At 68.3% G+C, this 24,110-nt stretch carries 24 protein-coding genes and 2 pseudogenes; 15 read left to right on the top strand and 11 right to left on the bottom strand.

Annotation, left to right across the window (positions count from 1 at the left end; all coding sequences use genetic code 11):
* The first annotated feature begins 141 nt into the window (after positions 1–141).
* From folE to ACT009_RS05150, 3 genes are read left to right on the top strand one after another with little or no spacing between them, the layout of a single operon-like run.
* Entirely contained in the window at positions 142–768 is a 627-nt protein-coding gene (gene folE, locus ACT009_RS05160) for a GTP cyclohydrolase I FolE (RefSeq protein ID WP_445193283.1), read from the top strand.
* Positions 765–1,511, top strand: coding sequence for an SDR family oxidoreductase (locus tag ACT009_RS05155; RefSeq protein ID WP_445193282.1), 747 nt, complete (start codon positions 765–767; stop codon positions 1,509–1,511). The genes folE and ACT009_RS05155 overlap by 4 nt, the downstream gene beginning before the upstream one ends.
* Positions 1,504–1,854 carry a dihydroneopterin aldolase gene (locus ACT009_RS05150; RefSeq protein ID WP_445193281.1) on the top strand — a complete coding sequence of 117 codons (351 nt, stop codon included), beginning with the start codon at positions 1,504–1,506 and terminating at the stop codon, positions 1,852–1,854. The genes ACT009_RS05155 and ACT009_RS05150 overlap by 8 nt, the downstream gene beginning before the upstream one ends.
* A 180-nt stretch (positions 1,855–2,034) precedes the next feature.
* On the opposite strand, the gene leuA is transcribed toward ACT009_RS05150, so the two are convergent.
* From leuA to miaA, 6 genes are all read right to left on the bottom strand, one after another.
* Complete coding sequence (gene leuA, locus ACT009_RS05145; RefSeq protein ID WP_445193280.1) at positions 2,035–3,693, bottom strand: 2-isopropylmalate synthase; 1,659 nt, start codon at positions 3,691–3,693, stop codon at positions 2,035–2,037.
* 200 nt (positions 3,694–3,893) lie between these two features.
* Positions 3,894–4,523 (bottom strand): YceI family protein, encoded by a 630-nt coding sequence (locus ACT009_RS05140; protein WP_445193279.1) that lies wholly within the window; start codon positions 4,521–4,523, stop codon positions 3,894–3,896.
* A gap of 172 nt (positions 4,524–4,695) precedes the next feature.
* On the bottom strand, positions 4,696–5,715 hold the full coding sequence (ilvC, locus tag ACT009_RS05135) for a ketol-acid reductoisomerase (protein ID WP_445193278.1): 1,020 nt from the start codon (positions 5,713–5,715) through the stop codon (positions 4,696–4,698).
* Positions 5,716–5,832: 117 nt separating this feature from the next.
* Positions 5,833–6,348 carry an acetolactate synthase small subunit gene (ilvN, locus tag ACT009_RS05130; RefSeq protein WP_445193277.1) on the bottom strand — a complete coding sequence of 172 codons (516 nt, stop codon included), beginning with the start codon at positions 6,346–6,348 and terminating at the stop codon, positions 5,833–5,835.
* Positions 6,348–8,108 (bottom strand): acetolactate synthase 3 large subunit, encoded by a 1,761-nt coding sequence (locus ACT009_RS05125; RefSeq protein ID WP_445193276.1) that lies wholly within the window; start codon positions 8,106–8,108, stop codon positions 6,348–6,350. Before ACT009_RS05125 ends, ilvN begins: the two co-directional genes overlap by 1 nt.
* Before the next feature lie 76 nt (positions 8,109–8,184).
* Positions 8,185–9,120, bottom strand: coding sequence for a tRNA (adenosine(37)-N6)-dimethylallyltransferase MiaA (miaA, locus tag ACT009_RS05120; protein WP_445193275.1), 936 nt, complete (start codon positions 9,118–9,120; stop codon positions 8,185–8,187).
* Here miaA and serB point away from each other — a divergent pair.
* Positions 9,101–9,979, top strand: a complete 879-nt coding sequence (gene serB, locus ACT009_RS05115) for a phosphoserine phosphatase SerB (RefSeq protein ID WP_445193274.1) — start codon at positions 9,101–9,103, stop codon at positions 9,977–9,979. The two genes, miaA and serB, sit on opposite strands and share 20 nt — an antisense overlap.
* 135 nt (positions 9,980–10,114) lie before the next feature.
* Here the strand turns inward: serB and ACT009_RS05110 are convergent, their stop codons facing one another.
* A complete protein-coding gene (locus ACT009_RS05110; RefSeq protein ID WP_445193273.1) occupies positions 10,115–11,023 on the bottom strand; it encodes an SPOR domain-containing protein in 909 nt (302 codons plus the stop codon).
* Between the two features lie 182 nt (positions 11,024–11,205).
* Here ACT009_RS05110 and ACT009_RS05105 point away from each other — a divergent pair, with 182 nt between their 5' ends.
* The 3 genes from ACT009_RS05105 to ACT009_RS05095 are packed head-to-tail and all read left to right on the top strand — an operon-like array spanning position 11,206 to position 13,802.
* On the top strand, positions 11,206–11,925 hold the full coding sequence (locus ACT009_RS05105; protein ID WP_445193272.1) for an AAA family ATPase: 720 nt from the start codon (positions 11,206–11,208) through the stop codon (positions 11,923–11,925).
* Between the two features lie 11 nt (positions 11,926–11,936).
* Positions 11,937–12,479 (top strand): hypothetical protein, encoded by a 543-nt coding sequence (locus ACT009_RS05100; protein ID WP_445193271.1) that lies wholly within the window; start codon positions 11,937–11,939, stop codon positions 12,477–12,479.
* A 15-nt stretch (positions 12,480–12,494) separates the two neighbouring features.
* On the top strand, positions 12,495–13,802 hold the full coding sequence (locus ACT009_RS05095) for an SPOR domain-containing protein (RefSeq protein WP_445193270.1): 1,308 nt from the start codon (positions 12,495–12,497) through the stop codon (positions 13,800–13,802).
* Here the strand turns inward: ACT009_RS05095 and ACT009_RS05090 are convergent.
* Complete coding sequence (locus ACT009_RS05090; RefSeq protein WP_445193269.1) at positions 13,795–15,015, bottom strand: dihydroorotase; 1,221 nt, start codon at positions 15,013–15,015, stop codon at positions 13,795–13,797. The genes ACT009_RS05095 and ACT009_RS05090 overlap by 8 nt on opposite strands.
* Positions 15,012–15,995 carry an aspartate carbamoyltransferase catalytic subunit gene (locus tag ACT009_RS05085; protein ID WP_445194024.1) on the bottom strand — a complete coding sequence of 328 codons (984 nt, stop codon included), beginning with the start codon at positions 15,993–15,995 and terminating at the stop codon, positions 15,012–15,014. Before ACT009_RS05085 ends, ACT009_RS05090 begins: the two co-directional genes overlap by 4 nt.
* A 390-nt stretch (positions 15,996–16,385) precedes the next feature.
* Between ACT009_RS05085 and ACT009_RS05080 the strand changes: the two are divergent.
* From ACT009_RS05080 to ACT009_RS05070, 3 genes and pseudogenes are all read left to right on the top strand, one after another.
* A pseudogene (locus ACT009_RS05080) lies at positions 16,386–17,189 on the top strand (hypothetical protein); the annotation flags it as partial.
* Positions 17,190–17,456: 267 nt separating this feature from the next.
* A pseudogene (locus ACT009_RS05075) lies at positions 17,457–17,561 on the top strand (PEPxxWA-CTERM sorting domain-containing protein); the annotation flags it as partial.
* Positions 17,562–17,616: 55 nt separating this feature from the next.
* Positions 17,617–18,252: a PEPxxWA-CTERM sorting domain-containing protein gene (locus ACT009_RS05070; RefSeq protein ID WP_445193268.1), complete on the top strand. Its 636-nt coding sequence runs from the start codon at positions 17,617–17,619 to the stop codon at positions 18,250–18,252.
* Positions 18,253–18,443: 191 nt separating this feature from the next.
* On the opposite strand, the gene ruvX is transcribed toward ACT009_RS05070, so the two are convergent.
* Positions 18,444–18,902, bottom strand: coding sequence for a Holliday junction resolvase RuvX (gene ruvX / locus ACT009_RS05065; RefSeq protein WP_445193267.1), 459 nt, complete (start codon positions 18,900–18,902; stop codon positions 18,444–18,446).
* 10 nt (positions 18,903–18,912) lie between these two features.
* Positions 18,913–20,019, bottom strand: coding sequence for a DUF3089 domain-containing protein (locus ACT009_RS05060; RefSeq protein WP_445193266.1), 1,107 nt, complete (start codon positions 20,017–20,019; stop codon positions 18,913–18,915).
* Positions 20,020–20,149: 130 nt separating this feature from the next.
* On the opposite strand from ACT009_RS05060, the gene gatC reads away from it, so the two are divergent.
* From gatC to gatB, 5 genes are read left to right on the top strand one after another with little or no spacing between them, the layout of a single operon-like run.
* Positions 20,150–20,437 carry an Asp-tRNA(Asn)/Glu-tRNA(Gln) amidotransferase subunit GatC gene (gene gatC / locus ACT009_RS05055; protein WP_445193265.1) on the top strand — a complete coding sequence of 96 codons (288 nt, stop codon included), beginning with the start codon at positions 20,150–20,152 and terminating at the stop codon, positions 20,435–20,437.
* Between the two features lie 5 nt (positions 20,438–20,442).
* A complete protein-coding gene (gatA, locus tag ACT009_RS05050) occupies positions 20,443–21,927 on the top strand; it encodes an Asp-tRNA(Asn)/Glu-tRNA(Gln) amidotransferase subunit GatA (RefSeq protein WP_445194023.1) in 1,485 nt (494 codons plus the stop codon).
* Between the two features lie 45 nt (positions 21,928–21,972).
* On the top strand, positions 21,973–22,242 hold the full coding sequence (locus ACT009_RS05045) for an AbrB/MazE/SpoVT family DNA-binding domain-containing protein (protein ID WP_445193264.1): 270 nt from the start codon (positions 21,973–21,975) through the stop codon (positions 22,240–22,242).
* The gene (locus ACT009_RS05040; RefSeq protein ID WP_445193263.1) at positions 22,239–22,640 is read left to right on the top strand and encodes a type II toxin-antitoxin system VapC family toxin; all 402 of its coding nucleotides are present in this window, start codon (positions 22,239–22,241) and stop codon (positions 22,638–22,640) included. Before ACT009_RS05045 ends, ACT009_RS05040 begins: the two co-directional genes overlap by 4 nt.
* Positions 22,637–24,109 (top strand): Asp-tRNA(Asn)/Glu-tRNA(Gln) amidotransferase subunit GatB, encoded by a 1,473-nt coding sequence (gene gatB, locus ACT009_RS05035; protein WP_445193262.1) that lies wholly within the window; start codon positions 22,637–22,639, stop codon positions 24,107–24,109. Before ACT009_RS05040 ends, gatB begins: the two co-directional genes overlap by 4 nt.
* Position 24,110 lies beyond the last annotated feature (1 nt).

Here is a 24,110-nt window from a genome sequence, read left to right as displayed (position 1 = left end):
AAATTGCCGCCGTCAAATGAATTTTCATAGGATATCCGCCGCATTCGGCACATGTTGCAAGGATGGAACAGTTGCAAAATCGAACTTATGTTTTGCCGAGTGGCGGATGCCGTAACGTAAAGACCGCAGTCGGATGCTGCCATGACTGAGATCGTCGGATCGCCGGGCGACGGCGACTTGATCGAAGCCGCGCCGAGCAAGGAGATCCCCGCCGACGTGGCCGAGGCGATCCGCACGCTGATCCGCTGGGCGGGCGACGATCCAGCGCGGGAGGGACTCGTCGACACGCCGCGCCGGGTGGCCAAGGCGTGGAAGGAATATTGCGCGGGTTACGGCGACGATCCCGCCAAGCACCTCGAGCGCGTGTTCGAGGAGGTCGGCGGCTATGACGAGATCGTTCTGCTGCGCGACATTCCGTTCCAGTCGCATTGCGAGCACCACATGGCGCCGATCATCGGCAAGGCGCACATCGCCTATCTGCCGAGCAACTGGGTGGTCGGTATCTCCAAGCTGGCACGCGTGCTCCATGCCTATGCCCGGCGACTGCAAGTGCAGGAGCGGCTGACGGCCGAGGTCGCCAACTGCATCTGGGACAATCTCAAGCCGCTCGGCGTCGCGGTGGTGATCGAGGCAAACCATGCCTGCATGAGTGCGCGCGGCGTGCGGACTCCCGGCGTCTCGATGGTGACGAGCCGGATGATGGGCGTGTTCCGCGACGACGAACGGAGCCGCAAGGAAGTGCTCGCGCTGATGGGCATGAAGGGGTGAAGCGAACCGTTCTGGTTACCGGTGGTGGCAAGCGGCTTGGCGCGACGATCGCGCGGCGGCTGGCGGAGCTCGGCCACCGCGTGGTGATCCACCAGCATGACGAGCATGGCGAGGGCGGTGCGTTGGCTGCGGAGATCGGGGCGGTGACGATCGCGGGCGACCTCGCCGCTTTGGATACAGTCGGCGACTTGTTCGGCCGCGCGCGGGGGGCCGCAGGCGCACCGATCGACGGGCTGGTCAACAGCGCCTCGGCGTTCGTGTTCGATGATCCCGTGGCGATCGACCCGGCGCTGTATGCGCGGCTGGGCGCGATCAACGGCGGGGCGCCGGCAATGCTGGCGGCTGCCCTGGCGGCGCAGGACGATGTCGCGGACGGCGCGGTGGTCAACATCCTCGACCAGAAGGTCGCCAATCCGAACCCCGATTTCTTCTCCTATAGCTGCGGCAAGCTGGCGCTGGCGGGGGCGACCGCGATGCTGGCGCAGGCGTTCGCGCCGCGAATATCGGTGAATGCGGTGTCGCCCGGGCTGACCCTGCCGAGTGGCGACCAAAGTGAGGAGGAGTTCGCCGCGGTGGCGTCGATCAACCTGTTGCGGCGCCCGGTCGGCGCGGAGGCGGTGGCGGATGCGGTCGCGTACCTGATCGGTTCGCGCGGGGTAACCGGGCAGAACCTGTTCGTCGATTGCGGGCAGCGGTTCCTGCAGCGCACCCGCGACGTGATGTTCGAGCGCGACCATGGTTGAATTCACCACGATCCTGGAGGGGCTGGAGGTCGCGATGCGGATCGGCATCCACCCGCACGAGGTGGCACCGCAGCGGGTCAGGCTCTCGGTGTGGATGACCGTGGTCTATGACGAACCGGTACGAGACGACCGGATCGAGAGCGTGCTCGACTATGATTTCGTGCGAACCGGGGTGCTGGCGCTGGCGGACGCGCGTCATTTCGCGCTGCAGGAGACGCTGTGCGAGGCGGTCGCGGCGCTGTGCCTGGGCGATCCACGGGTGCGCGAGGTGCGGGTGCGGTCGACCAAGGTCGACGTCTATCCGGACGCGGCGATCGGGTGCGAGATCGTGCGGGGGCGGTGATCCGGTCGGTCGGCGTCCTGGATCAAAACTAAGGATGTCAATTGTGCTCCCGCGAAGGCGGGAGCCCAGTACTGGATCCCCGCCTTCGCGGGGACACAAGAAGAGGTGCATGCCCGAAAAGGGTGAGCGCTTAACAATTCCGGGAAAGGTAGGTTTCGCTGGCGCCGGGCGACCGAAATGTCAGGCCCGGTTCGCGGCGCTCAGCACCGCGCGGACCGAGGCGGTGGCGATGTCGGTGTCGAGACCGACGCCGAACACGGTGCGGCCTTCCGCGGTGCGGCATTCGACATAGGCGGCGGCCTGGGCGTCGGCGCCGTGGCCGATCGCGTGCTCGCTATAGTCGACGACGTCGAGCGCGGGGCCGGTGCTCTCGCCGAGCGCGGCGATCACGCCGGAGATCAGGCCGTTGCCACGACCCGAGATCGATCGTTCCTCGCCGTCGACATCCACGCGGCCGACGAACAGCCGCTGGCCGGCGCTGCCGCTCTCCTCGTAATCGCGCAGCACGAAGCGATCACCGGGGCGCGGCAGATACGCGGCTTCGAAGCGCTGCCAGATGTCGGCGGCGTTGAGTTCGCGGCTGGTCTCGTCGGCCATCGCCTGGACGTGGCGGCTGAAATCGGCCTGGAGGCGCTTGGGGAGTTTCAGCCCCTTGTCCTGTTCGATCACCCAGGCGACGCCGCCCTTGCCCGATTGCGAGTTGACGCGGATCACCGCTTCGTAGCTGCGGCCGAGATCGGCGGGGTCGATCGGCAGGTACGGGACCTCCCAATATTCGTCGTTGCGGGCCTCCTGCGCGGAGAAGCCCTTCTTGATCGCGTCCTGATGCGAGCCCGAAAAGGCGGTGAAGACGAGGTCGCCGGCATAGGGCGTGCGCGGGTGGACCGGCAGGTTGGTGCAGTAGTTCACGGTCTGCACGATCTCGTCGATGTCGGAGAGATCGAGCATGGGGTCGAGCCCTTGCGTGTACATGTTCAGCGCGACCGTCACGAGATCGCAATTGCCGGTGCGCTCGCCATTGCCGAGCAGGCAGCCCTCGACCCGGTCGGCGCCCGCCATCAGCCCGAGCTCGGCGGCGGCTACCCCGGTGCCGCGGTCGTTATGGGTGTGCAGTGAGATGACGCAGGCGTCGCGCCGGCGGATGTGGCGGCCGAACCATTCGATCTGGTCGGCATAGACGTTGGGGGTCGCGCATTCGACGGTGGCGGGCAGATTGAAGATGATCGGGCGATCGGGCGTCGGTTGCAGCACGTCCATCACCGCCTCGCAGACCTCGACCGAGAAATCGAGTTCGGCGGTAGAGAAGGTCTCGGGGCTGTATTCGAACTGCCAGTCGGTGTTCGAGCGCTTGGCGGCTTCGTCGCGGAGGATGCGGGCGGCGTCGACCGCGATCTGCTTCACCTCGGCGCGCGACATGCCGAAGACGATCTTGCGCCAGGCGGGCGAGACCGCATTGTAGACATGGACGATCGCGCGCGCTGCACCGTCGAGCGAGGCGAAGCTGGTTTCGATCAGGTCGCGGCGCGCCTGGGTGAGGACCTGGACTGCGACGTCGTCGGGGATGCGGCCGGCCTCGACCAGCCCGGCGATGAAGTCGAAATCGGTCGCACCTGCGCTGGGGAATCCGACCTCGATCTCCTTCAGCCCGACCTTCACAAGCAGGTCGAACAACCGGGTCTTCTTCTCGGCATCCATCGGATCGATCAGCGCCTGGTTTCCGTCGCGCAGGTCGGTGGACAACCAGCGCGGCGCGCGGGTGATGGTGCGCGACGGCCATTGGCGGTCGGGCAGGTCGATGGGGGGAAAGGGACGGTATTTAGTCGACGGATCGCGCAGCATGGCCTGTCTTCTCGTAACGGAGCGAGGGGAGCGGGTCAGCCCTTAGGCGCGGGCGGCGTGCGGCGCACGCCAAGCAACGTCGCGCCTAAGGGCGCGTAAGTCGTAGCAGCGAGAGGCGCGGTGCCGGATTCATCGAAAGGGGCCTACCGCGGCGTGGCCGTGCTTGTCCAGCACGTACCGTGGCCGCGGTGGCAGGCAGATTACTTCTGGAAGGCGGCGGCGATGTCGAGCTTCACCGAATCGCCGATCATCGGCAGGCCAAAGCCCAGGCCGAACTGGCTGCGCATGATCGTGCCGACCGCGTGGAAGCCGACATTCTCCTTGCCGCCCATCGCGGCCGGCATCTTGCCGGCGCCGTAGAAGTGGACGTCGAGCGTCACCGGCTTGGTGACGCCGTTGAGCGTGAGGTTGCCGGTCAGCTTCGCGTTCTGGCCGCTGGCGACGACCGAGGTCGAAACGAAGCGCGCATCCGCCGCGGCGGCGCCGAAGAAGTCGGGCTTGCCGCCGTCCTTGGCCGCGCGGGTGAGGTGAGCGGTGAGGCCGCTATTGGCGGTCGTGACCTTCGACACCGGGATCGTCATGTCGACCTTGGTGGCGTTGGGGTTCTTGGGGTCGAGCGTCAGCGTGCCCGACACGTCGCCGAAGATGCCGGTGTATGGCGTGAAGCCGAGATGATCGAGCGTCCAGGTGACGAGGGTATGGTTCGGATCGGCAGTGTAGGTGCCTCCGGTGATCGCGGCGATGTTCTTCGAGCCCGGCGCGGCGGTCGGCGCCTGCGCGAGAACGGGTGCGGTAGCGAGCGCCAGGATGGCGATGAGGGGAAGGCGCATGCGGGACACTCCGGGTGATTGTTCGCCGAGTTAACCATGCTTCGCCGGGAGGCGGAAGGGGCAAAGGCGAAACGGAGTGTTGGGGGTGGTGGTGATCATCGCCCGACTCGTCATCCCGGCGTACGCCGGGATGACGAAGGGGGTAAGCGGGCGATCTACTCCCAACTTCCAATCAGTTCTTCGCCTTGTCGACCAGCTTGTTGGCGCCGATCCACGGCATCATCGCGCGGAGTTCGGCGCCGACCTGTTCGATCGGGTGCGCAGCGGCGGCCTTGCGCGCGGCCTTCAGCTCGGGCTGGCCGGCGCGATTGTCGAGGACGAAGTTCTTCACGAAACGGCCACCCTGGATGTCCGCGAGAACGCGCTTCATCTCGGCCTTGGTCTCGCTGGTGATGATCCGCGGGCCGATGGTGATGTCACCATATTCGGCGGTGTTCGAGATCGAATAGCGCATGTTGGCGATGCCGCCTTCATACATCAGGTCGACGATCAGCTTCACCTCGTGAAGGCATTCGAAATACGCCATTTCCGGTGCGTAGCCGGCCTCGGTCAGCGTCTCGAACCCGGCCTGGATGAGGTGGGTGAGGCCGCCGCACAGCACCGCCTGTTCGCCGAACAAATCGGTCTCGCATTCCTCGCGGAAATTGGTCTCGATGATCCCGCTGCGGCCGCCGCCGACGCCGCTGGCATAGGCCAGGCCGATATCGTGGGCGTTGCCGCTCTTGTCCTGATGGACCGCGATCAGGCAGGGCACGCCGCCACCGCGGACATATTCGCTGCGCACGGTATGGCCCGGGCCCTTCGGCGCGATCATGATCACGTCGAGATCCTCGCGCGGCTCGATCAGTCCGAAATGCACGTTGAGGCCGTGCGCGAAGGCGAGGGTGGCACCCTGCTTCATGTGCTGGTGGTAATCGTCGGCGTAGATCGCCGCCTGATGCTCGTCAGGGGCGAGGATCATGACGATATCGGCCCAGGCCGCGGCATCGGCGTTGGACTTCACCGCGAAGCCCGCGTCGATCACCTTGCGCGCGGTCGAGGAGCCTTCGCGGAGCGCGATCGCCACGTCCTTCACGCCGCTGTCGCGCAGGTTCTGCGCATGGGCGTGACCCTGCGAGCCATAGCCGACGATCGCGATCTTCTTGTCGGTGATCAGGTTCAGATCGGCATCGCGATCATAATAGACACGCATTGTTGTTCTCCCTTTTCGTCACCCCGGCCCTGAGCCGGGGTCCCGCTGTTTTCCCGCCGTCACAAGGCAGCGGGACCCCGGCGCGAGGCCGGGGTGACGGGGTGGTTAAGTGATGATTCAGGCCGCCTCGCGGCCTCGTGCGATCGCGACGATGCCGGTGCGGGCGACCTCGATCAGGCCGACCTCGCCCATGAGCTCGACGAACTTGTCGATCTTGTCGCGGCCGCCGGTGACTTCGAAGACGAAGCTCGACGTCGTCGCGTCGACCACGCGAGCGCGGTAGACGTCGCCGAGGCGAAGCGCCTCGATGCGGTGGTCGCCGGTGCCGCGCACCTTCACCAGCGCGAGTTCGCGTTCGACATGCGCGCCCTGCGCGGTGAGATCGGTGACGGTGTGAACCGGCACCAGCCGGTCGAGCTGCGCGACGATCTGTTCGAGCGTGGCCGGGCTCGCCGAGGTGACGATGGTAATCCGGCTGACGGTCTTGTCGGCGGTGATCTCCGACACCGTCAGGCTTTCGATGTTGTAGCCGCGCGCGGTGAACAGCCCCGCAATCCGCGCGAGAATGCCGGGTTCGTTGTCCACGACGACCGCGAGCGTATGCCGCTCCGACTTCTCCTGCGTGATCCGCATCAGACGAGCGCCTTGGCTTCGTCGTCCATCGTGCCGGAGACTTCGTTGGCCTGGAGGATCATGTCGGTATGCGCGGCGCCCGACGGGATCATCGGGAAGCAGTTGGCGAGTTTGGCGACGCGGCAGTCGACGATCACCGGCCCGTCATGATCGAGCATCGCGGCAATCCCGTCGTCGAGCTGATCGGGGCGTTCGATCAGGATGCCCTTCCAGCCGTAAGCCTCGCCGAGCTTGACGAAATCGGGCAGGCTTTCCGAATAGCTTTCCGCATAGCGGCTGGAATAGGTCAGCTCCTGCCATTGGCGGACCATGCCCATATACTGGTTGTTGAGGATGAAGATCTTGACCGGGAGCCGGTACTGCGTGGCGGTCGCGAGCTCTTGGATGTTCATCTGGATCGACGCTTCGCCGGCGATGTCGATCACCAGCGCATGCGGATTGCCGAGCTGCGCGCCGATCGCCGCGGGAAGGCCGTAGCCCATGGTGCCGAGACCGCCGCTGGTCAGCCATTTGTTGGGCCCTTCGAAGCCGAAATGCTGCGCGGCCCACATCTGGTGCTGGCCGACCTCGGTGGTGATGATCGGGTTGCGGGCGTGGGTCGCCTCCCACAGCGCGCGGACCGCGCGCTGTGGCATGATCTCGCCGTTGTTGCTGTTCGGGGCGTCTTCGGGGAAGTCGAGGCACTTCTTCGCGCGCCAGCCCGCGATCCGGTTCTGCCAGTCGGTGGTGTCGGGCTTGGGATGCTGGCGCGATTTCCAGATCCGCACCATGTCCTCGAGCGCGTGCCCGGCATCGGCGATGATCGCGAGATCGACGCGGACGTTCTTGTTCACGCTCGACCGGTCGATGTCGATATGGACCTTGCGACTGTTCGGGCTGAACGCGTCGAGCCGCCCGGTGACGCGGTCGTCGAAGCGGCTGCCGATCGCGACCACCAGATCGGCCTCGTTCATCGCCATGTTGGCTTCGTAGGTGCCGTGCATCCCGAGCATGCCGAGCCATTGCGGGCCGGACGCGGGGTAGGCGCCCAGCCCCATCAGCGTCGATGTCACTGGGGCGCCGGTGATGCGGACGAGTTCGCGCAGGATCTGGCTGGCGGCGGGGCCGGCGTTGATCACGCCGCCGCCGGTGTAGAGGATCGGCCGCTCGGCGGCGGCGAGCATGTCGACGAGTTCCTCGATCTGGCTGCGATCGGCCTTCAGCGCGGGGCGATAGGTCTTGTGCTGGATCGGGCCGGGCTTGCCGTAGCGCGCGGTCGCGACCTGCACGTCCTTCGGGATGTCGACGACGACCGGGCCGGGGCGGCCGCTGGTCGCGATGTGAAATGCCTCGTGGATCACCGCGCCGAGCTGGGCGGGGTCCTTCACCAGATAATTGTGTTTGGTGCAGTGGCGGGTGATGCCGATGGTGTCGGCTTCCTGGAACGCATCGGTGCCGATCAGCGCGGTCGGCACCTGCCCGGTGATCACCACCATCGGAATCGAATCCATCAGCGCGTCGGTGATCCCGGTCACCGCGTTGGTCGCGCCCGGTCCCGAGGTGACGAGCACCACGCCGGGCTTGCCAGTGGAGCGCGCATAGCCCTCCGCCGCGTGGGTCGCCGCCTGTTCGTGGCGGACGAGCACGTGCTTGATCCGCTTCGACCGGAACATCGCGTCGTAGATCGGCAGCACCGCGCCGCCCGGATAGCCGAAGACGATCTCGACACCGAGATCGCACAGTGCCTCGACGAGGATGTCGGCTCCGCTTTGCTCGGTCATGTCGATCACCTTGGCCTTCTGAGTGGATTGCGGAAGCGCGGCTAGCCGCAACGGCATGTCGCGTCAACCCAGGTCATCATAATAAAGTTACGAGATTGGCGTCCGCTTCATTCGAATCTGTCGCTAGAAACCAGGTTTCCGGCGATTGATTGCGAAACCAGGTATATTGCCGCTTGGCGTAGCGTCGCGTTTCGAGTTGCAGGCGCGCGACCGCGGCCTGCTCGTCCAGTCTTCCGGCGAGGAGTTCCAACAACGGCGCGACGCCGATCGCACGGCGGATCGGTGCGTCGGCGGGTATCTCGGCACGTGCGGCGAGCGCCGCCACTTCGTCGAGCGCACCCGCAGCGAGCATGTCACGGGAACGCCGATCGATCCGCTCCATCAGCTGCGCGCGGGGCGGCAACAGGACGGCGGCGGCGAGATCGATTCGATCGCCGATGCCGCCGGTCCGCTGCCGCTGCCAATGCGCGAGCGGGCGACCGGTGGCGCGGACGACCTCAAGCGCGCGGGCGACGCGCGTGGTGTCGGCGGCCGCCAGGCGGGCGGCGGCGGGGGGGTCCTCGATCTCCAGTAGGGCATGCGCCTCTGCGACCGGGATCGCACGGACCGTGGCGCGGATTGCGGGATCGATGGAAGGGACGGGTGCGATCCCGTCGATCAGCGTGCGCATATAGAGCCCGGTGCCGCCGACCAGCACCGGCAGCAGGCCGGCAGCGTGCGCGGCGTCGATCTCGTGACGCGCCTCGGCGGCCCAGCGTGCGGCGGAATAGCCGGGATCGGCGCCGTCGACATGGCCGAACAGGCGGTGCGGTACGCGCGCCTCGTCGGCGGCGGAGGGCCTCGCGCTCAGGAGGCGCAGGTCGGCATAGACCTGGCTGGCATCGGCGTTGATGACAACGCCGCGGTGTCGCTCGGCGATCCTGATCGCGAGCGCCGACTTGCCGCTGGCGGTCGGCCCTGCGATGAGCGCCACCTTCGGGTGGGAGTTTGCGATGTTCACGGCGACGCTCATAGCAGCGCAGGCGCTAGCCGCGGGGGAGATTTCGGCAGCGGCGGATCGCCTTGCGGATGCGGGCTGCGCGCCGGCGACCTCGGGGTGGATCGACGAAGGCAAGGCCGCGGACCTGTGGTTCGGGATGGACCCCGCCGCGGCGCGCGCGGCGCTGGAGGGGCGGTTCGATGGGGTCGATATCGTCGTCCAGCCGTCGGAGGGCAGGGCCAAGGCGCTGCTCGTCGCGGATATGGATTCGACGATGATCACGGTCGAATGCATCGACGAACTGGCCGACTACGCGGGGATCAAGGAGCAGGTCGCGGCGGTTACCGAGCGTGCGATGCGCGGCGAGCTGGACTTCGAAGCGGCGTTGGACGCGCGGGTGGCGCTGCTCGCGGGGCTCGACGAAGCGGTGATCGAGCGGTGCCTGGCCGAGCGGGTCACGATCATGCCGGGCGCGACGGCGCTGGTGCGGACGATGCGGGCACGCGGGGCGCTGACGGTGCTGGTCTCGGGCGGGTTCACGCGGTTCGCGGAGCCGGTGGCGGCGGAGATCGGCTTCGACCGGGCGATCGCCAACCGGCTGACCATTGAGGGCGGAAGGCTGACGGGGACGGTCGCGAAGCCAATCGTCGGCGCCCAGACCAAGCGCGCGACATTGCTGGCGGCGGTGGAGGAGCGGGGGCTGGACGCGTCCGCGACGCTGGCCGTCGGGGACGGGGCCAACGATCTGGCGATGATCGAAGTGGCGGGGCTTGGAGTGGCCTATCACGCCAAGCCGATCGTGGCGGCGGCAGCTGGCGCGCGGATCGAACATGGGGATCTGACGGCGCTGCTATATGCGCAGGGGATCGGGCAGGCTCACTGGGTGGTGTGAGGCGGCGTTGCGTCTGGGGGAGGCCCCCTCCACCACGGCCTTCGGCCGCGGTCCCCCTCCCCCGCTTCGCGAGGGAGGAATCTACATGCTCTCTCGTTCTACGGTGGCCATTGGGCTGACTTAATTGAGTCGCGATCAGGGTGCCACGACGACGCAGCTCGTTCCCGCCGACGAGCAGGCGCGATTGGCTTCCGCCTTGCCCGCGTAGCCGCCAGCCTGGAGGCGGATGACGGCGCCGGCTTTCACGTAGGTCGGCTGGGCGCCGCCGAGCTTCGCGCGAACCTGCTTCCACATCGATTCCGCATTGGCGCGATCGTGGAAGGCGCCGAGCTGGATGCGCCAGGCGCCGTCGAACCTAGGCTTCGGGGCTGCCCGCGCGAGCTTCGGTGGCGCCGGCGGCTTGGCGACGGCGACCTTCGCGGGCGCGGGCGCGGGCGCGGTCGTGGGCGTGGGCTCCGGCTTCGGCGCCGGCGGCGTTGCGCCCGACAGCAGCCGGGTGCCCTTCTCGCGGTCTCCCGAGGAAATGTACTGGTCCATCTGCGCGAGCGTCTCGGAGGCGGATTTCAGGCCCTTCTGCGAGGCGAGGGTCATCAGCGAATAGGCGCGGGGGACGTCGCGAGCGACGCCGTCGCCGTTGAACAGCATCGTCCCGAGGACGAGCTCGGCGCGCGCTTCGCCGCGTGCGACCGACTTCTCCAGCCAGGGCACCGCCTCGCTCTTGCGACCGGCGGTGTAGAGCGCGAGGCCGTAATTGTCCTCGGCCTGTTGATGGCCTTGCCGCGCGGCCTTCAGGAACCAGTCCTGCGCCGCGGTCGCATCGAGCGGGACGCCGCGGCCGAGCTTGTAGGCCTGGCCGAGGTTGAACTGCGCGTCGGGGTCGCCGGCGAGCGCGGAAGGCCGCCATTTCTCGATCGCCGCCGGGTAATCGCCGCGCGCCCAAGCATCGACACCAAGCTTGACGTCGCCGGCGTTTACGGTCTGCGCGAGGGCCGGTGCCGTGGCGACCCCGAGTGTCGCCGCCGCGATCGTGCCAAGCCAGATCATCTTCGTCCCTCGCATCATCCCGACCCCCGTGAGCTCCGCGCGCGCACCATGGCGCACACCGTGCGTATGGCAAAGGTTCGCTTTACCATCTGTCGGCCCCGTCTATGACCAATCGGCGTTAACGGCTTCTTAGCGCCCCGCATGGCAATCCTCCCCTCGGTTAGCGGGAGTTCAGAGGTCCTATGCGCGTTCTCGCGATGGCATCGCAAAAAGGTGGTTCGGGCAAGACGACCTTGTCGGGGCACCTTGCGGTGCAGGCACAGATGGCCGGTCACGGCCCGGTCGTTCTCATCGACATCGATCCGCAAGGGTCGCTGGCGGATTGGTGGAACGAACGCACCGCCGAATATCCGGCATTCGCCCAGACGACGGTGGCGCGGCTCGCCGCCGATCTCGAGGTGCTGCGTCAGCAGGGCTTCAAGCTGGCGATGATCGATACGCCACCGGCGATCACCATGGCGATCCAGAGCGTCATCAACGTCGCCGAGCTGGTCGTCGTGCCCACCCGGCCGAGCCCGCACGATCTGCGCGCGGTCGGCGCGACGGTGGACCTGTGCGACCGCGCGGGGAAGCCGTTGATCTTCGTCGTCAACGCCGCGACGCCCAAGGCGCGGATCACCAGCGATGCCGCGGTCGCGCTGTCGCAGCACGGCACGGTGGCACCGATCACGCTCCACCAGCGCACCGATTTCGCGGCGTCGATGATCGACGGGCGGACGGTGATGGAGTGCGATCCGAAGGGCAAGTCGGCGGCGGAAGTCGCGGCACTGTGGTCGTATATCGCCGATCGGCTCGAGAAGAATTTCCGCCGCACCGTGTTTTCGGTGCCGAGCGCGAACGGCGGAGCGGGCTTCGGCCAGCGCAACGCCACCGGCGGCTTCGGTCGCCGGGTCGTCGGTTGAAGGGCGGCGCGATGCTGGGAAGTGCCAAGATCGGCTCGCTTTCGTCCAGCCTGCTCGCCCGCAAGGGACAGGCGCGGCCGGCGATGCGCAGCCAGGGTTATGCAGGGTTCAGCGGAGTCGGGCAGGGGCTCGACGATCTCGGCTGGAACGACATGGGATCGGGCGAGGCGGCGCCGCTGCCGGTAGCGTCGGTCGACGTCGCGCCGGTGGTCCGGATCGAGCCCGTCGAAAGCGAAGTGCCCGTCGAAGCGCCGGTGCCTCAGGTGCTTGTCGAGCGCGAAGCGCTGGAGGAGTTCATTACCGCGCCGGTCGCGGTGAAGTCGGTCTCGGTCGCGACCGCGACGCGGTTTCGGCGCGAGACCGCGCGGACGGGCAAGGCGGCGTTCACGCTGCGGCTCGATGCCGAGCGCCATCTGCGGCTGCGGCTCGCCAGTGCGGTGACCGATCGGTCGTCGCAGCAGCTCGTCACCGAAGCGCTGGACGCGCTGTTGAAGTCGGTCACCGAGGTGGAGACGCTGGTCGCCCAGCTCTCCGCGGCGACACGCAAGCGCTAACAAGGAAATAGATCGATGAAGATCCGGTTGGTTCTGACGCTCGGCCTGTCCGCGCTGGTGTTCGGCGGCACGATGGTCGGCTGCACCGCGGGCGGCGGCACGGGCGTCGCGTCGGCGAGCGACCGCAACACCGGTCTCGTCGCCAAGGCGGCGGCGGACAACGCACGCAAGGCCGAGAAGGCGCTGGCGCGTCGGGACGCAGGTGCCGCGATCCGCTTCGCAGAAGCCGCGGTCCAGCTGGCGCCGCGCACCGCGGGCTATCGCATGCTGCTCGGCCAGAGCTATCTCGAAGGCGGCCGCTTCGCGTCGGCGCAGCAGGTGTTCAGCGATGTGCTGACGCTGTCCCCGGGCAATTCCAAAGCGGCGCTCAACCTGGCGCTGACCAAGGTCGCGACCGGCGATTGGGCGGGCGCGCGGCGGACGCTGGATGCGAACGCGGCGGTGATCCCGGCGGCGGATCGCGGGCTGGCGATGGCGCTGGCGGGGGATCCCAACGGCGCGGTCGCGCTGCTGACGCAGGTCGCGCGAACTCCAGAGGCGGACGCCAAGGTGCGCCAGAACCTCGCGCTGAGCTTCGCGCTGGCGGGGCAGTGGAACATGGCGCGGGTCGTCGCGGCGACCGATATGTCGCCCGCCGATGTCGACCACCGGATCGAGGAATGGGCGGCGTTTGCGCAGCCCCAGGCGGCGTCCGACCAGATCGCGACGCTGCTCGGCGTGAAGGCGGCGGCGGATGGCGGCATGCCGGTCGCGCTCGCGCTCAACGCGTCGGCGCCGGTGATGCCGGCCGCAGTCGCGGTGGAACCGGTCCGGACCGCCGCGGTCGAGCCGATGGTGGTGCCCGTTTCGTCGCCGATCGCGGCGCCGTCGCCGGTGCCGGCGATGCTGGCCAAGATCGCGTTCGCGGCGCCGAGTGCGGTCGTCCAGCCGCTGCCGGTGACGCTGATCCGCGCCGACCGCATTCCGATGAAGGTCTTCCGCGCCGCGCAGGTGCAGTCGCAGATCGCCTCCCGTGTCGCCGCGAAGGGCAATTGGTACGTGCAGATCGGCGCGTTCCAGAACGCCGGGACCGCCAAGAACGGCTGGAGCCAGGCCTCCCGTCGCTTCGCCGTGCTGCAGGGCCATGTCCCGACCGGCACCGCGTTCAGCTCGAAGACCGGGTCCTTCTACCGGCTGTCGGTCGGCGGCTTCACCCGTGGCGACGCCGATGCGATGTGCCGCCGATATCGCGACGCGGGCGGGGCCTGCTTCGTCCGTGCGGGCGCCGGCGACCAGACCGCGCAATGGCTGCGCAAGCCCGACACCCAGCTCGCGTCTAGCTGATCTCGCGCCCGCCCTTCCAGAGCCGCAGCACGCGGCCCTGGACTGGGAGACCATCGAACGGGGTGTTGCCCGCCGACGCGCGCATCGCGCCGGCATCGATCCGCCACGGCGCATCGGCATCGAACAACAACAGGTCGGCGGGCTGGCCCGGCACCAGCGTGCCGGTGTCGAGCCCGAGCACCCGCGCCGGATTGCGCGCGAGCAACGCGAACAGCGCGGGTAGCGACAGCAGCCCGTCGCGCACCAGCATCGCCGCCAACGGCAGCAACGTTTCCGCCCCCGACATGCCCGCCGACGAATCGGCGAAGGGCAGGCGTTTCTGTTCGGCGCTGCGGGGATCGTGGCCCGACGCGATGACGTCGATCGTGCCGTCCGCTACCGCGGCGCGCGCGGCCAGACGGTCGCTTTCGGCACGCAGCGGCGGTGAGAGATGCGCGAAGGTGCGGAAGTCGCTCATCGCGATGTCGGAAAGGTGGAGATGCGCAGGCGTGATCCCGCAGGTCACCCGCACGCCGCGGCGCTTGGCGGCGCGGACCAGCTCGAACCCCGCCGCGGTGGTGACCTGGCGGATGTGGATCGCGGCGCCGGTATCTTCCGCCAGCATCAGGTCGCGCGCGATCGCCAGCGCCTCGGCGATCGCGGGAGCCGCAGGCAGGCCGAGCCGGGTCGCGGTCTCGCCCTCGGTCGCGACCGCGCCGGCCACCAGCGCGCCATCTTCGGCATGCACGACCACGACGATGCCGAGATCGTTGGCATAGGCGAGCACCCGGCGCATGACTCCCGAATCGGCGATCCAGCGATTGCCGGTGCCGACCGCGCGGGCGCCGGCGGATCGGCAGACCGCCATCTCGGCGAGGTCGGTGCCGTCGAGCCCGCGGGTCGCGGCCGAGATCGGGTGGATCCAGAGGTCGGGCTTCCCGATCAACGCCGCCCGCTGGACGATGCCGGGATCGTCGAGCACCGGCGAGCCGTCGGGGACGAGGCCGACGCGGACGATCCCGCCGGCGCGGCAGGCGGCACGATCGATCGCGAATACGCCGAGATCGACGATTCCGGGCGCGAGCACCGTGCCGCCGCCGTCGACGCGATCGGCATCGGCAGGCACGTCGACGTCGCCGATCGCCGCGATGACGCCGTCGCGGACGAGGATGTCGCCGCGGCGCTCGCCCGCGACCGGGCAGACCAGCCGGACATCGAGAATCGCGAGCGTCATGCCCACCCCGCCACGCCGCGTGCGCGCCGGGTCAAGACGTCGAGGCACGCCATCCGTACCGCGACGCCCATCTCGACCTGCTCGGTGATCGCGGATTGCGGACCGTCGGCGACGCTCGAATCGATCTCGACCCCGCGGTTCATCGGACCGGGGTGCATCACCAGTGCGTCGGGGAGCCGCGCGAGCCGTTCGGGGGTGAGGCCGTAGCGGAGCCGGTATTCGCGGCTCGACGGGATGTAGCCGCCGGCCATGCGTTCGTTCTGGACCCGCAGCATCATCACCACGTCGGCGCCGACCAACGCCGAATCGAAATCGGTGAAGGCGGTGACGCCCATCCGCTCGATCGCGGCGGGCATCAGCGTCGACGGCGCGCAGACCCGGACCTCGGCGGCGAGCGCGGTGAGCGCGAGAATGTTCGACCGCGCGACCCGGCTGTGGAGCACGTCGCCGCAGATCACCACGCGCTGCCCGGCGATGCTGCCGCGGCGGCGGCGGATCGTCAGCGCGTCGAGCAGCGCCTGGGTCGGGTGTTCGTGGCGCCCGTCGCCGGCGTTCAGCACCGGGCAGTCGACCTTGTCGGCGATCAGCCGCACCGCGCCCGACGACATGTGGCGGATGACGATGACGTCGGCGCGCATCGCGTTGAGCGTCTGCGCGGTGTCGATCAGCGTCTCGCCCTTCTTCACGCTCGATTGCGCGGCATGCATGTTGACGACATCGGCGCCGAGCCGTTTCCCCGCGATCTCGAACGACAACAAGGTGCGGGTGCTGTTTTCGAAGAAGGCGTTGATCAGCGTCAGCCCGGCGAGCCGCTCGTCGGGGGTAGCGTGGGTACGATTGGCGCCGACCCACTGCTCCGCCTCGTCGAGCAGGAACGCGATCTCATGCGGCTGGAGACCGTCGATCCCGGTGAGGTGCCGGTGCGGAAAGACGGCGCCGCCCTCGATCAGGGTGGCGGGGCGGTGATCCGATCGCGTCATCAAGCATGCCGGGTAGCGGCGGGGCGGGGCGGGGGCAAGCGGGTAGGGTCGCGGCGGTCGATCCCGCCAGCCACGGTCGCGCCGTCGGCAGGACGCGCGGCGCGAATGTTGAATAAGTTGAAGGTGGGTCGCGCAGTCGCCGGCATCGGTCCTCCCCCTGTTGGTTGTGCGCGAATGAACCTCGCCGGTCGGCCAGGGTGACACGAACGACGCGTGTAGGACAGCGCATGATCGGCCCGGCGACCGTTCCCCGCCGGGTGCGACGGCGGACGGGCAGTCAAGCTTTCCGGACGCTGGGTCAAATACGAGCGCCGCGCGCCGCCGTATATCGATGGGGTCGCTTCGGAGAGGCGGATCGGATCAGAATCGGACGTGGGATCGTCGGGCGGCATGCGCTTCGCCGCCGCGCGGCCTGGAGGAATCATGACGCGCAATCATCTCGTGGCCATCACCCTGGCGAGCCTGTCGCTGAGCGTCGCCGCACCGGCGGGTGCGGCTACCTATGTGTTCACCGATCTGGGCGACCTGCCCCTCGGAACCGACCAGAGCTTCGCCTACGGCATCAACGATGCCGGGCAGGTGGCGGGGTATAGTGGCGCGGTGAACGGCAACCGGGCGTTCCTGTGGAGCGCCAAGACCGGCATGGTCGATCTGGGCGAGCTTCCGGGCGGGGGCGACAACAGCCTCGCCTATGCGATCGACAAGGCAGGGAACGTCGTCGGTTCGAGCCGCGCCGCCGCGGGCACCCGCGCGTTCCTGTGGAATGCCAAGACGGGCATGCAGAACCTCGGCAACCTGACCGGCGGGGCGGGCGACAGCATCGCCTATGCGATCAACGACAAGGGGCAGGTCGCGGGATCGAGCCAGATCACGACGGGCACCCGTGCCTTCGCCTGGACCGTCAGCGGCGGCATGCGCAATCTCGGCGATCTGCCCGGCGGACCCGACAACAGCATCGGCTACGGCAACAACGAGGCGGGCGTCGTGGTGGGATCGAGCGCGGTGGCGTCCGGCCGGCACGCCTTCCGATGGGACGCGGTGCTCGGGATGCGCGATCTGGGCGACCTGCCCGGCGGACTGGACGTAAGTTACGCCTACGCCATCAACGAGGCGGGGCAGATCGTCGGTTCCGGCTCCGCGGCGAGCGGCCAGCGTGCGTTCCTGCTGAACCCGGGCGGGGTGATGCAGAATCTCGGCGACCTGCCGGGCGGGGCAGATACCAGCGTCGCCTATGCGATCAACGATAGCGGGCGGATCGTCGGATCGAGCGGTGGCGCGAAGGGCGATGTCGCGGTGCTGTGGGACGCGGCGGGGCGGATGCAAAACCTCAACAACCTGATCGACCCGCGGACCGGCTTCACGCTTGCGGTCGCGCGGGGGATCAACGCGCGCGGGCAGATCACCGGCTGGGGAACCAACGCGGCCGGGCTGACCCACGGCTTCCTGCTGACGCCGATCCAGGCCGCGGTGCCCGAGCCGGCGACCTGGGCGATGGTGCTCGTGGGGTTCGGGCTCGTCGGTGCGGCGATGCGCCGGCGGAGCAAGGTGCGTGTGACCTACGCCTGAGAGCGGCGGAAGGTCGGCTTCACTCGATTCCAGTGACACATTCAGGAGAACAGACATGAAGATCAAGATGACCGCACTCGTCGGTGCAGCCTGCGCGATCCTCGGCGCGAGCGGTGCGTCGGCCGCCGAGATCGTCAACGACCGACCGCTGCGCGGCGGACTTCAGATCTCGTACTTCGGTCCGATCGGGCAGAGCTTCGTCGCCTTCGCGCCGATGCTCACCAGTATCGGGTTCGTCTATCGCGTGAGCACTTCCTTCGTGCCGATCGCGCCGGTGACGATGAATCTGTACGGCGGTGCCGGGTTCGCTGGCGATCTGATCGCGACGCGGACCTTCACGCCGAGTGCGGACGGCAATAACTTCTTCGATACCGATTTCACCGGAACGGCATTGACCGTTGGATCGACCTACACCGCTGCGGTATCGACGCCGACCGCCTATTTCGGGATCGGCGTCACACCGAACATCTATGACGGCGGGCAGGCCTATACCAGGATCGACCTGGCGGACTACCCGATCGGCGCCGGCGGACGCACCCTCGACCTGCAGTTCCGCATCGTCGCCACGGATGCGATCGCCGCCGTACCCGAGCCTGCGACATGGGCGATGATGCTGGTCGGGTTCGGGTTGGTCGGCGCTTGGCTGCGGCGGCGGGCGCCTGCGGTGAAGCGGTCGGTGCGCTTCGGCTGAGGGTTTCGATCCTCCTCGGTGAGGGGCCATCGTCGATGGCGTGCGGCGTCCGATACCAAGTCGTCACCCCGGGCTCGACCCGGGGTCCCGCTGTCCTGGGCTCTAGGGGTCCGGCACGTGCGAGAAGCGGGACCCCGGATCAAGTCCGGGGTGACGAAGAGGAAGCGTAAGTTGCGAGAAGGTTACCGGTCCTAAATCATCACCAGCGCGTCGATCGCGGCTTGCAGGATGTGCGCCGCGGCGAGGTTGTCGATGCGTTCTGCGCGTTTGGCGCGGCTCATGTCCTGTTCGATCATCGTGCGTTCGACCGCGACGGTGGACCAGCGTTCGTCCCACAGCAGGATCGGGCCGAGGTCCTCGCAATTGCGCGCGAAGGCGCGGGTGGACTGAGAGCGCGGGCTCTCGGTGCCGTCGAGGTTGAGGGGCAGGCCGAGGACGAGGCCGCGGACGCCCTGCGCCGCGATCAGATCGGCGAGCGCGGCCTTGTCCTTGGTGAACTTGGTGCGGCGGACCAGCGTCGCCGGGCTCGCGAAGCTCCAGCCGGCGTCGCACAGCGCGGTGCCGATCGTCTTGGTGCCGAGGTCGAGGCCGATCAGCCGCCCGCCGTCCGGCAGCGCGTCGCGGAACGCCTCGCGTGCGGTGGTGATCATGGGGGAGTGATCATCGCTTCGTGAACGCGGCGAGGCGCCTTGCCGCGTCGGCGCGGACGTTGGCCCAGAACAGGCTGTAGTCGTAGACGTGATAGTTGTTGCCGGGGAGCACATAGCTGCCGAGATCGGGCGCGGCGCCGATCAGCAGGAATCCGCGGCGGTCGCATTTCGCGGGCACCGTGCCCGGGCGGATGTCCGCGGTGGCGAGGTCGGCGGCGGGGTAGAGCGTACCGAGATTGGCGGCGGCGGGCGCGGTGGCGCCGGGCGTGCCGGTCAGCGGGTTGGTGCAGATCATCGGCTGGTCCTTGCGGGGGCGGCCGTCGAAGCCCTTGGTAGCGTCGTACACGCTCAGGATCTGCGTGGGGTCGGCGGGCTCGGCGAAGCTCTGCCACGACAGCAGGCAGCCGGCCTGATCGGCGCGGGTGCATTCGGGCAAGCCCATCGCGACGAGATCGTTGGCGCGCGAAACCGGCCACCCGACCACATAGGCGGCGACGATCCGTCGCGCGATCGGCTTGCCGGCAATGCGTTCGCGGAGCAGCCGGGTGAGGTGGAGCGCGCCCTGGCTGTGGCCGGCGAGGATGATCGGACGGCCGGGATCGACCTGGGCGACGAACGCGTCGAAGGCGGCGAGCACGTCGGTATAGGCGAGCGCGAGCGCGCGGTTGGCGTCCTCCGCACTGGTCAGGAACGCGCCGAAGGTCGCCTGGCGGTAGCGCGGCGCCCAGACCTGGCCGACGTCGTTGAAGGCGCTCGCCTGGCCGCGGAGGAAGATGTCGGCGCGGGCATTGGTTTCGGCATCGGTCAGCGCGGCGTTCCAATGGTCGCGCCCGACATAGGAGGTCGGGTGGACGAAGAAGACCGCGGCGCCGGGGGTCTTGGCGGGTGCGTAGCCGGCGGGCGTCCACAGCGCGGGGTTGCGCGCGATATCGGGACGGGCGATCCACATCCGCGCGTCGCGGTACGCACCGGGCGCCACCGCAGCTTGGCTCCGGAACGCTTCGCGCGGAACGAGGGCGAAGCGCAGCATCTCCGGGCCGTAGAGCCGGTAGGCCACGAGGCCTGCGATCCCGAGCGCGACGAGGACGACGATTGCGTAGAGGAATTTACGGGCCAAGCGTGGACTTTCCGGGGCAGGAGCGCCGGCTACGCCTAGCCGCTGTGCCCGGCGGGGAACAAGGGCGCTGACGATCGATCGGCGCTTCGCGGTTGCGCCGCAGCGAGCCGGGATGCTAGCCGCTGCGGCCATGTCCGTAGACACTCAAACCGTGAACAAGATCGCGCGCCTGGCGCGCATCGCCATATCGGAGGAGGAGGCGAGCCGGCTCGCCCCCGAACTCGACAACATCCTCGGCTGGATCGAGCAGCTCGGCGAGGTCGACACCGCGGGCGTCGAACCGATGACCGCGGTGATCGCCAACACGCTGCGGCTGCGCGACGACGTGGTCGACGACGGCGGCGTGCGCGAGCAGTTGATGGCGAACGCGCCCCAGGCCGAGCACGGCTTCTTCACGGTGCCGAAGGTGATCGAATGACCGATCTGACCGATCTGACCGACCTGGGCGTCGCGGCGATCCGCGATGGAGTGCGCGGCGGGACCTTCTCCGCGGTGGAGGTGGCCGATGCCTTCGTTGCGAAGGTGGCGCGGGCCAAGCCGCTCAACGCGTTCCTGGTGGAGACGCCAGAGCACGCGCTAACCGCAGCGCGCGCGGCGGATGCGGCGCGCGCGGCGGGCGAGACGCCGAAGCCGCTCGCTGGCGTGCCGATCGGGATGAAGGACCTGTTCTGCACCAACGGCGTCGCGACCACGGCAGCGAGCCACATCCTCGAAGGCTTCGTGCCGCCGTACGAATCCGCGGTGTCGCAGAATCTGTGGGACGCGGGCGCGGGGATGCTCGGCAAGCTGAACATGGACCAGTTCGCGATGGGATCGTCGAACGAGACCAGCGCATTCGGCAACGTGATCTCGCCTTGGCGGCGCAAGGACGGCGGCAACGCGGCGCTGACTCCGGGCGGATCGTCGGGCGGCAGCGCTTCCGCGGTCGCGGCACGGCTGTGCCCGGGCGCGACCGGTACCGACACCGGCGGCTCGATCCGCCAGCCGGCGTCGTTCACCGGGATCAGCGGGATCAAGCCGACCTATGGACGCTGTTCGCGCTGGGGCACGATCGCGTTCGCCTCGTCGCTCGACCAGGCCGGGCCGATGGCGCGCGACGTTCGCGACTGTGCGATCCTGCTGGAGGCGATGGCCGGGTTCGACAAGCGCGACGCGACCTCGCTGAAGCTCGACGTGCCGGCGTGGGAACGCGGGTTGTCCGGAAGCATGGCGGGCAAGCGCGTCGGCATTCCCCGCGAATACCGGGTCGACGACATGCCGCGCGAGATCGAGGCGCTGTGGGAGCAGGGTATCGCCTGGCTGCGCGATGCGGGCGCGGAGATCGTCGAGGTGTCGCTGCCGCATACCAAGTACGCGCTGCCGGCCTATTACATCATCGCGCCGGCCGAGGCGTCGTCGAACCTCGCGCGCTACGACGGCGTCCGCTACGGGTTGCGCGACCTGCCCGAGGGAGCGGGGCTGCAGGACATGTACGCCGCGACCCGCGCGGACGGCTTCGGCGACGAGGTGAAGCGGCGGATCCTGATCGGCACCTATGTGCTGTCGGCGGGCTTCTACGACGCCTATTATACCCAGGCGCAGAAGGTGCGCACGCTGATCGCGCGCGATTTCGAGCGGGCGTTCGCGCAGTGCGACGTGCTGCTGACCCCGACCGCGCCCTCGTCGGCGTTCGCGCTGGGCGAGAAATCGGCGGATCCGATCGCGATGTACCTCAACGACGTGTTCACGGTGCCGTCCTCGCTGGCCGGTCTGCCGGCGATGAGCGTGCCGGGGGGCGTCGACGGTGCGGGGCTGCCGCTGGGCCTGCAGATCATCGGCCGGCCGCTCGACGAGCAGGGCGTGCTGAACGCCGGGCTGGCGATCGAGGAACGCGCCGGCTTCGCGGCGCGGCCGGAGGCGTGGTGGTAGTGGGGTCGCTGGACCATATTCGGGCGATCGCGTAAGCGTTGTCGCATGGGTAAACAGAGCCGCCTGACCAACGAAGGACTGGTCGCCATCCCCGATGACGTCCGCGAGAAGCTGGGTTTGCGCCCGGGGGATCTGGTCGCGTTCGAGCAGATCGACGGCACCATCCATGTGGTGAAGGGCGCGGAAGTCGAGCAGCCTAGTTTCGACGATCGTCTGCAACGGGCGCGAGCGCTGGCGGTGCCGTTTCCACTCGGCATGACGACGGACGAGTATATGTCGATGATCCGCGAGCCGTTGCCACCGCACCGGGCATGATCTTCGTCGACAGCAATATCGTCATCGACCTGGTCGAGGACGGCGCCTGGACGGAATGGTCGAAGCGCGTGCTTTCGGATCGGCAGGAGCCGTTGATCGCGAACCAAATCGTCTTCGCAGAAATCGCGCGCACGTTCCGCTCGGCCGCAGCCGTGAGTATTTTCCTGGCAGAGATCGGCATTGGGCTCGATCCGATCACGCCGGAGATCGCCTATGCGGCGGGGCGTGCGCATGTCGGATATCGGCTGGCAGGAGGAGGCCAGCAGTCGATCCTGGCCGATTTCCTGATCGGTGCTCATGCCGCGCATGTCGGCGCTGCGCTCATGACGCGAGACAGACGCCGCTTCGCTACCTATTTCCCCGATCTCACCCTCATCACGCCAGAGACGCATCCATGACCGACACCGATTACCGCATCCATGGCGACACCGGCGCGTGGGAGGTCGTGATCGGCCTGGAGGTGCATGCGCAGGTCACCTCGAATGCGAAGCTATTTTCGGGCGCGGCGACCGCGTTCGGGGCGGAGCCGAACACGCAGGTGTCGCTGGTCGATGCGGCGATGCCGGGGATGCTGCCGGTGCCGAACCGCGAGTGCATCCGACAGGCGGTGCGTACCGGGATGGCGATCGATGCGCAGATCAACAAATGGTCGCGATTCGACCGCAAGAACTATTTCTACGCCGATCTGCCGCAGGGCTATCAGATCAGCCAGCTCTACCACCCGCTGGTCGGCGAGGGGGCGATCGACATCAGCCTGGACGACAAGAACCCCGATGCCAGCGGCAAGCGGATCGGGGTGGAGCGCATCCATGTCGAGCAGGATGCGGGCAAGCTGATGCACGACCAGCATCCGACCCGCAGCTATGTCGATCTCAACCGGTCGGGCGTGGCGCTGATGGAGATCGTCAGCCGCCCGGACATGCGCTCGCCCGCCGAGGCCGGCGCGTACCTGCGCAAGCTGCGTGCGATCCTGCGCTATGTCGGCAGCTGCGACGGCAACATGGAAGAGGGATCGATGCGCGCCGACGTCAACGTCAGCGTGCGCAAGCCCGGCGACGAGCTCGGTACGCGAACCGAGACCAAGAACGTCAATTCGGTGCGCTTCGTGATGGCAGTGGTCGAGCAGGAGGCGCGGCGGCAGGTCGCGGTGCTGGAGCAGGGCGGGGCGATCGTCCAGGAAACGCGGCTCTACGATCCCGATCGCAACGAAACGCGGTCGATGCGGTCGAAGGAAGATGCGCACGACTATCGCTACTTCCCCGATCCCGATCTGCTGCCGCTGGAGCTGGACGACGCGTTTCTCGACGAATGCCGGGGGTCGTTGCCCGAGCTGCCCGACGCCAAGCGCAAGCGCTACGAGACGGCGGGGATCAGCGCCTATCAGGCGGCAGTGCTGACCGCCGAGGTCGAGGCGGCACGCTGGTTCGATGCGCTGCTGGAGACGGGCACGAAGCCGGTCGCCGCGGCGAACTGGACGACGTCGGAGCTGTTCGGCGCGCTAAATCGCACCGGCAAGGACATCGAGCATTCGCCGGTGTCGCCGGCGCAGGCCGCCGAGCTGCTCGGGCTGGTCGCGGACGGCACGCTGTCGGGCAGCCTCGCCAAGCAGGTGTTCGAGGTGATGCTGGAAACCGGCGAGAGCCCCGCGCGGATCGTCGAGGAGCGCGGGTTGAAGCAGACCAGCGACACCGGCGCGATCGACGCGGTGATCGCCGAGATCATGGCCGCGAACGCCGACAAGGTCGCCGACTATCGCGGCGGCAAGGACAAGCTGTTCGGCTTCTTCGTCGGGCAGACGATGAAGGCGATGGGCGGCAAGGCCAACCCCGCGGTGGTCAACGAACTGCTGAAGACTGCGCTGGGCTGAC

Source organism: Sphingomonas sp. Tas61C01 (genome assembly GCF_052567495.1).
The sequence above is the reverse complement of the archived record's forward strand: the minus strand, read 5'-3'. Positions and strand labels throughout refer to the sequence as shown.

Excerpts from the sequence above, each read along its gene's own strand:
- ACT009_RS05110 (WP_445193273.1), bottom strand. The coding sequence starts at position 11,023 with ATGATCTGGCTTGGCACGATCGCGGCGGCGACACTCGGGGTCGCCACG.
- gatB (WP_445193262.1), top strand. The coding sequence starts at position 22,637 with ATGACCGACACCGATTACCGCATCCATGGCGACACCGGCGCGTGGGAG.
- ACT009_RS05085 (WP_445194024.1), bottom strand. The coding sequence starts at position 15,995 with ATGACGCGATCGGATCACCGCCCCGCCACCCTGATCGAGGGCGGCGCC.
- ilvC (WP_445193278.1), bottom strand. The coding sequence starts at position 5,715 with ATGCGTGTCTATTATGATCGCGATGCCGATCTGAACCTGATCACCGAC.
- ACT009_RS05140 (WP_445193279.1), bottom strand. The coding sequence starts at position 4,523 with ATGCGCCTTCCCCTCATCGCCATCCTGGCGCTCGCTACCGCACCCGTT.
- leuA (WP_445193280.1), bottom strand. The coding sequence starts at position 3,693 with ATGCTGCGCGATCCGTCGACTAAATACCGTCCCTTTCCCCCCATCGAC.
- ACT009_RS05090 (WP_445193269.1), bottom strand. The coding sequence starts at position 15,015 with ATGACGCTCGCGATTCTCGATGTCCGGCTGGTCTGCCCGGTCGCGGGC.
- ACT009_RS05150 (WP_445193281.1), top strand. The coding sequence starts at position 1,504 with ATGGTTGAATTCACCACGATCCTGGAGGGGCTGGAGGTCGCGATGCGG.
- miaA (WP_445193275.1), bottom strand. The coding sequence starts at position 9,120 with ATGAGCGTCGCCGTGAACATCGCAAACTCCCACCCGAAGGTGGCGCTC.
- ACT009_RS05070 (WP_445193268.1), top strand. The coding sequence starts at position 17,617 with ATGAAGATCAAGATGACCGCACTCGTCGGTGCAGCCTGCGCGATCCTC.
- serB (WP_445193274.1), top strand. The coding sequence starts at position 9,101 with ATGTTCACGGCGACGCTCATAGCAGCGCAGGCGCTAGCCGCGGGGGAG.
- gatC (WP_445193265.1), top strand. The coding sequence starts at position 20,150 with ATGTCCGTAGACACTCAAACCGTGAACAAGATCGCGCGCCTGGCGCGC.
- ACT009_RS05040 (WP_445193263.1), top strand. The coding sequence starts at position 22,239 with ATGATCTTCGTCGACAGCAATATCGTCATCGACCTGGTCGAGGACGGC.
- ACT009_RS05095 (WP_445193270.1), top strand. The coding sequence starts at position 12,495 with ATGAAGATCCGGTTGGTTCTGACGCTCGGCCTGTCCGCGCTGGTGTTC.
- folE (WP_445193283.1), top strand. The coding sequence starts at position 142 with ATGACTGAGATCGTCGGATCGCCGGGCGACGGCGACTTGATCGAAGCC.
- ACT009_RS05105 (WP_445193272.1), top strand. The coding sequence starts at position 11,206 with ATGCGCGTTCTCGCGATGGCATCGCAAAAAGGTGGTTCGGGCAAGACG.
- ilvN (WP_445193277.1), bottom strand. The coding sequence starts at position 6,348 with ATGCGGATCACGCAGGAGAAGTCGGAGCGGCATACGCTCGCGGTCGTC.
- ruvX (WP_445193267.1), bottom strand. The coding sequence starts at position 18,902 with ATGATCACCACCGCACGCGAGGCGTTCCGCGACGCGCTGCCGGACGGC.
- ACT009_RS05045 (WP_445193264.1), top strand. The coding sequence starts at position 21,973 with ATGGGTAAACAGAGCCGCCTGACCAACGAAGGACTGGTCGCCATCCCC.
- ACT009_RS05100 (WP_445193271.1), top strand. The coding sequence starts at position 11,937 with ATGCTGGGAAGTGCCAAGATCGGCTCGCTTTCGTCCAGCCTGCTCGCC.
- ACT009_RS05125 (WP_445193276.1), bottom strand. The coding sequence starts at position 8,108 with ATGACCGAGCAAAGCGGAGCCGACATCCTCGTCGAGGCACTGTGCGAT.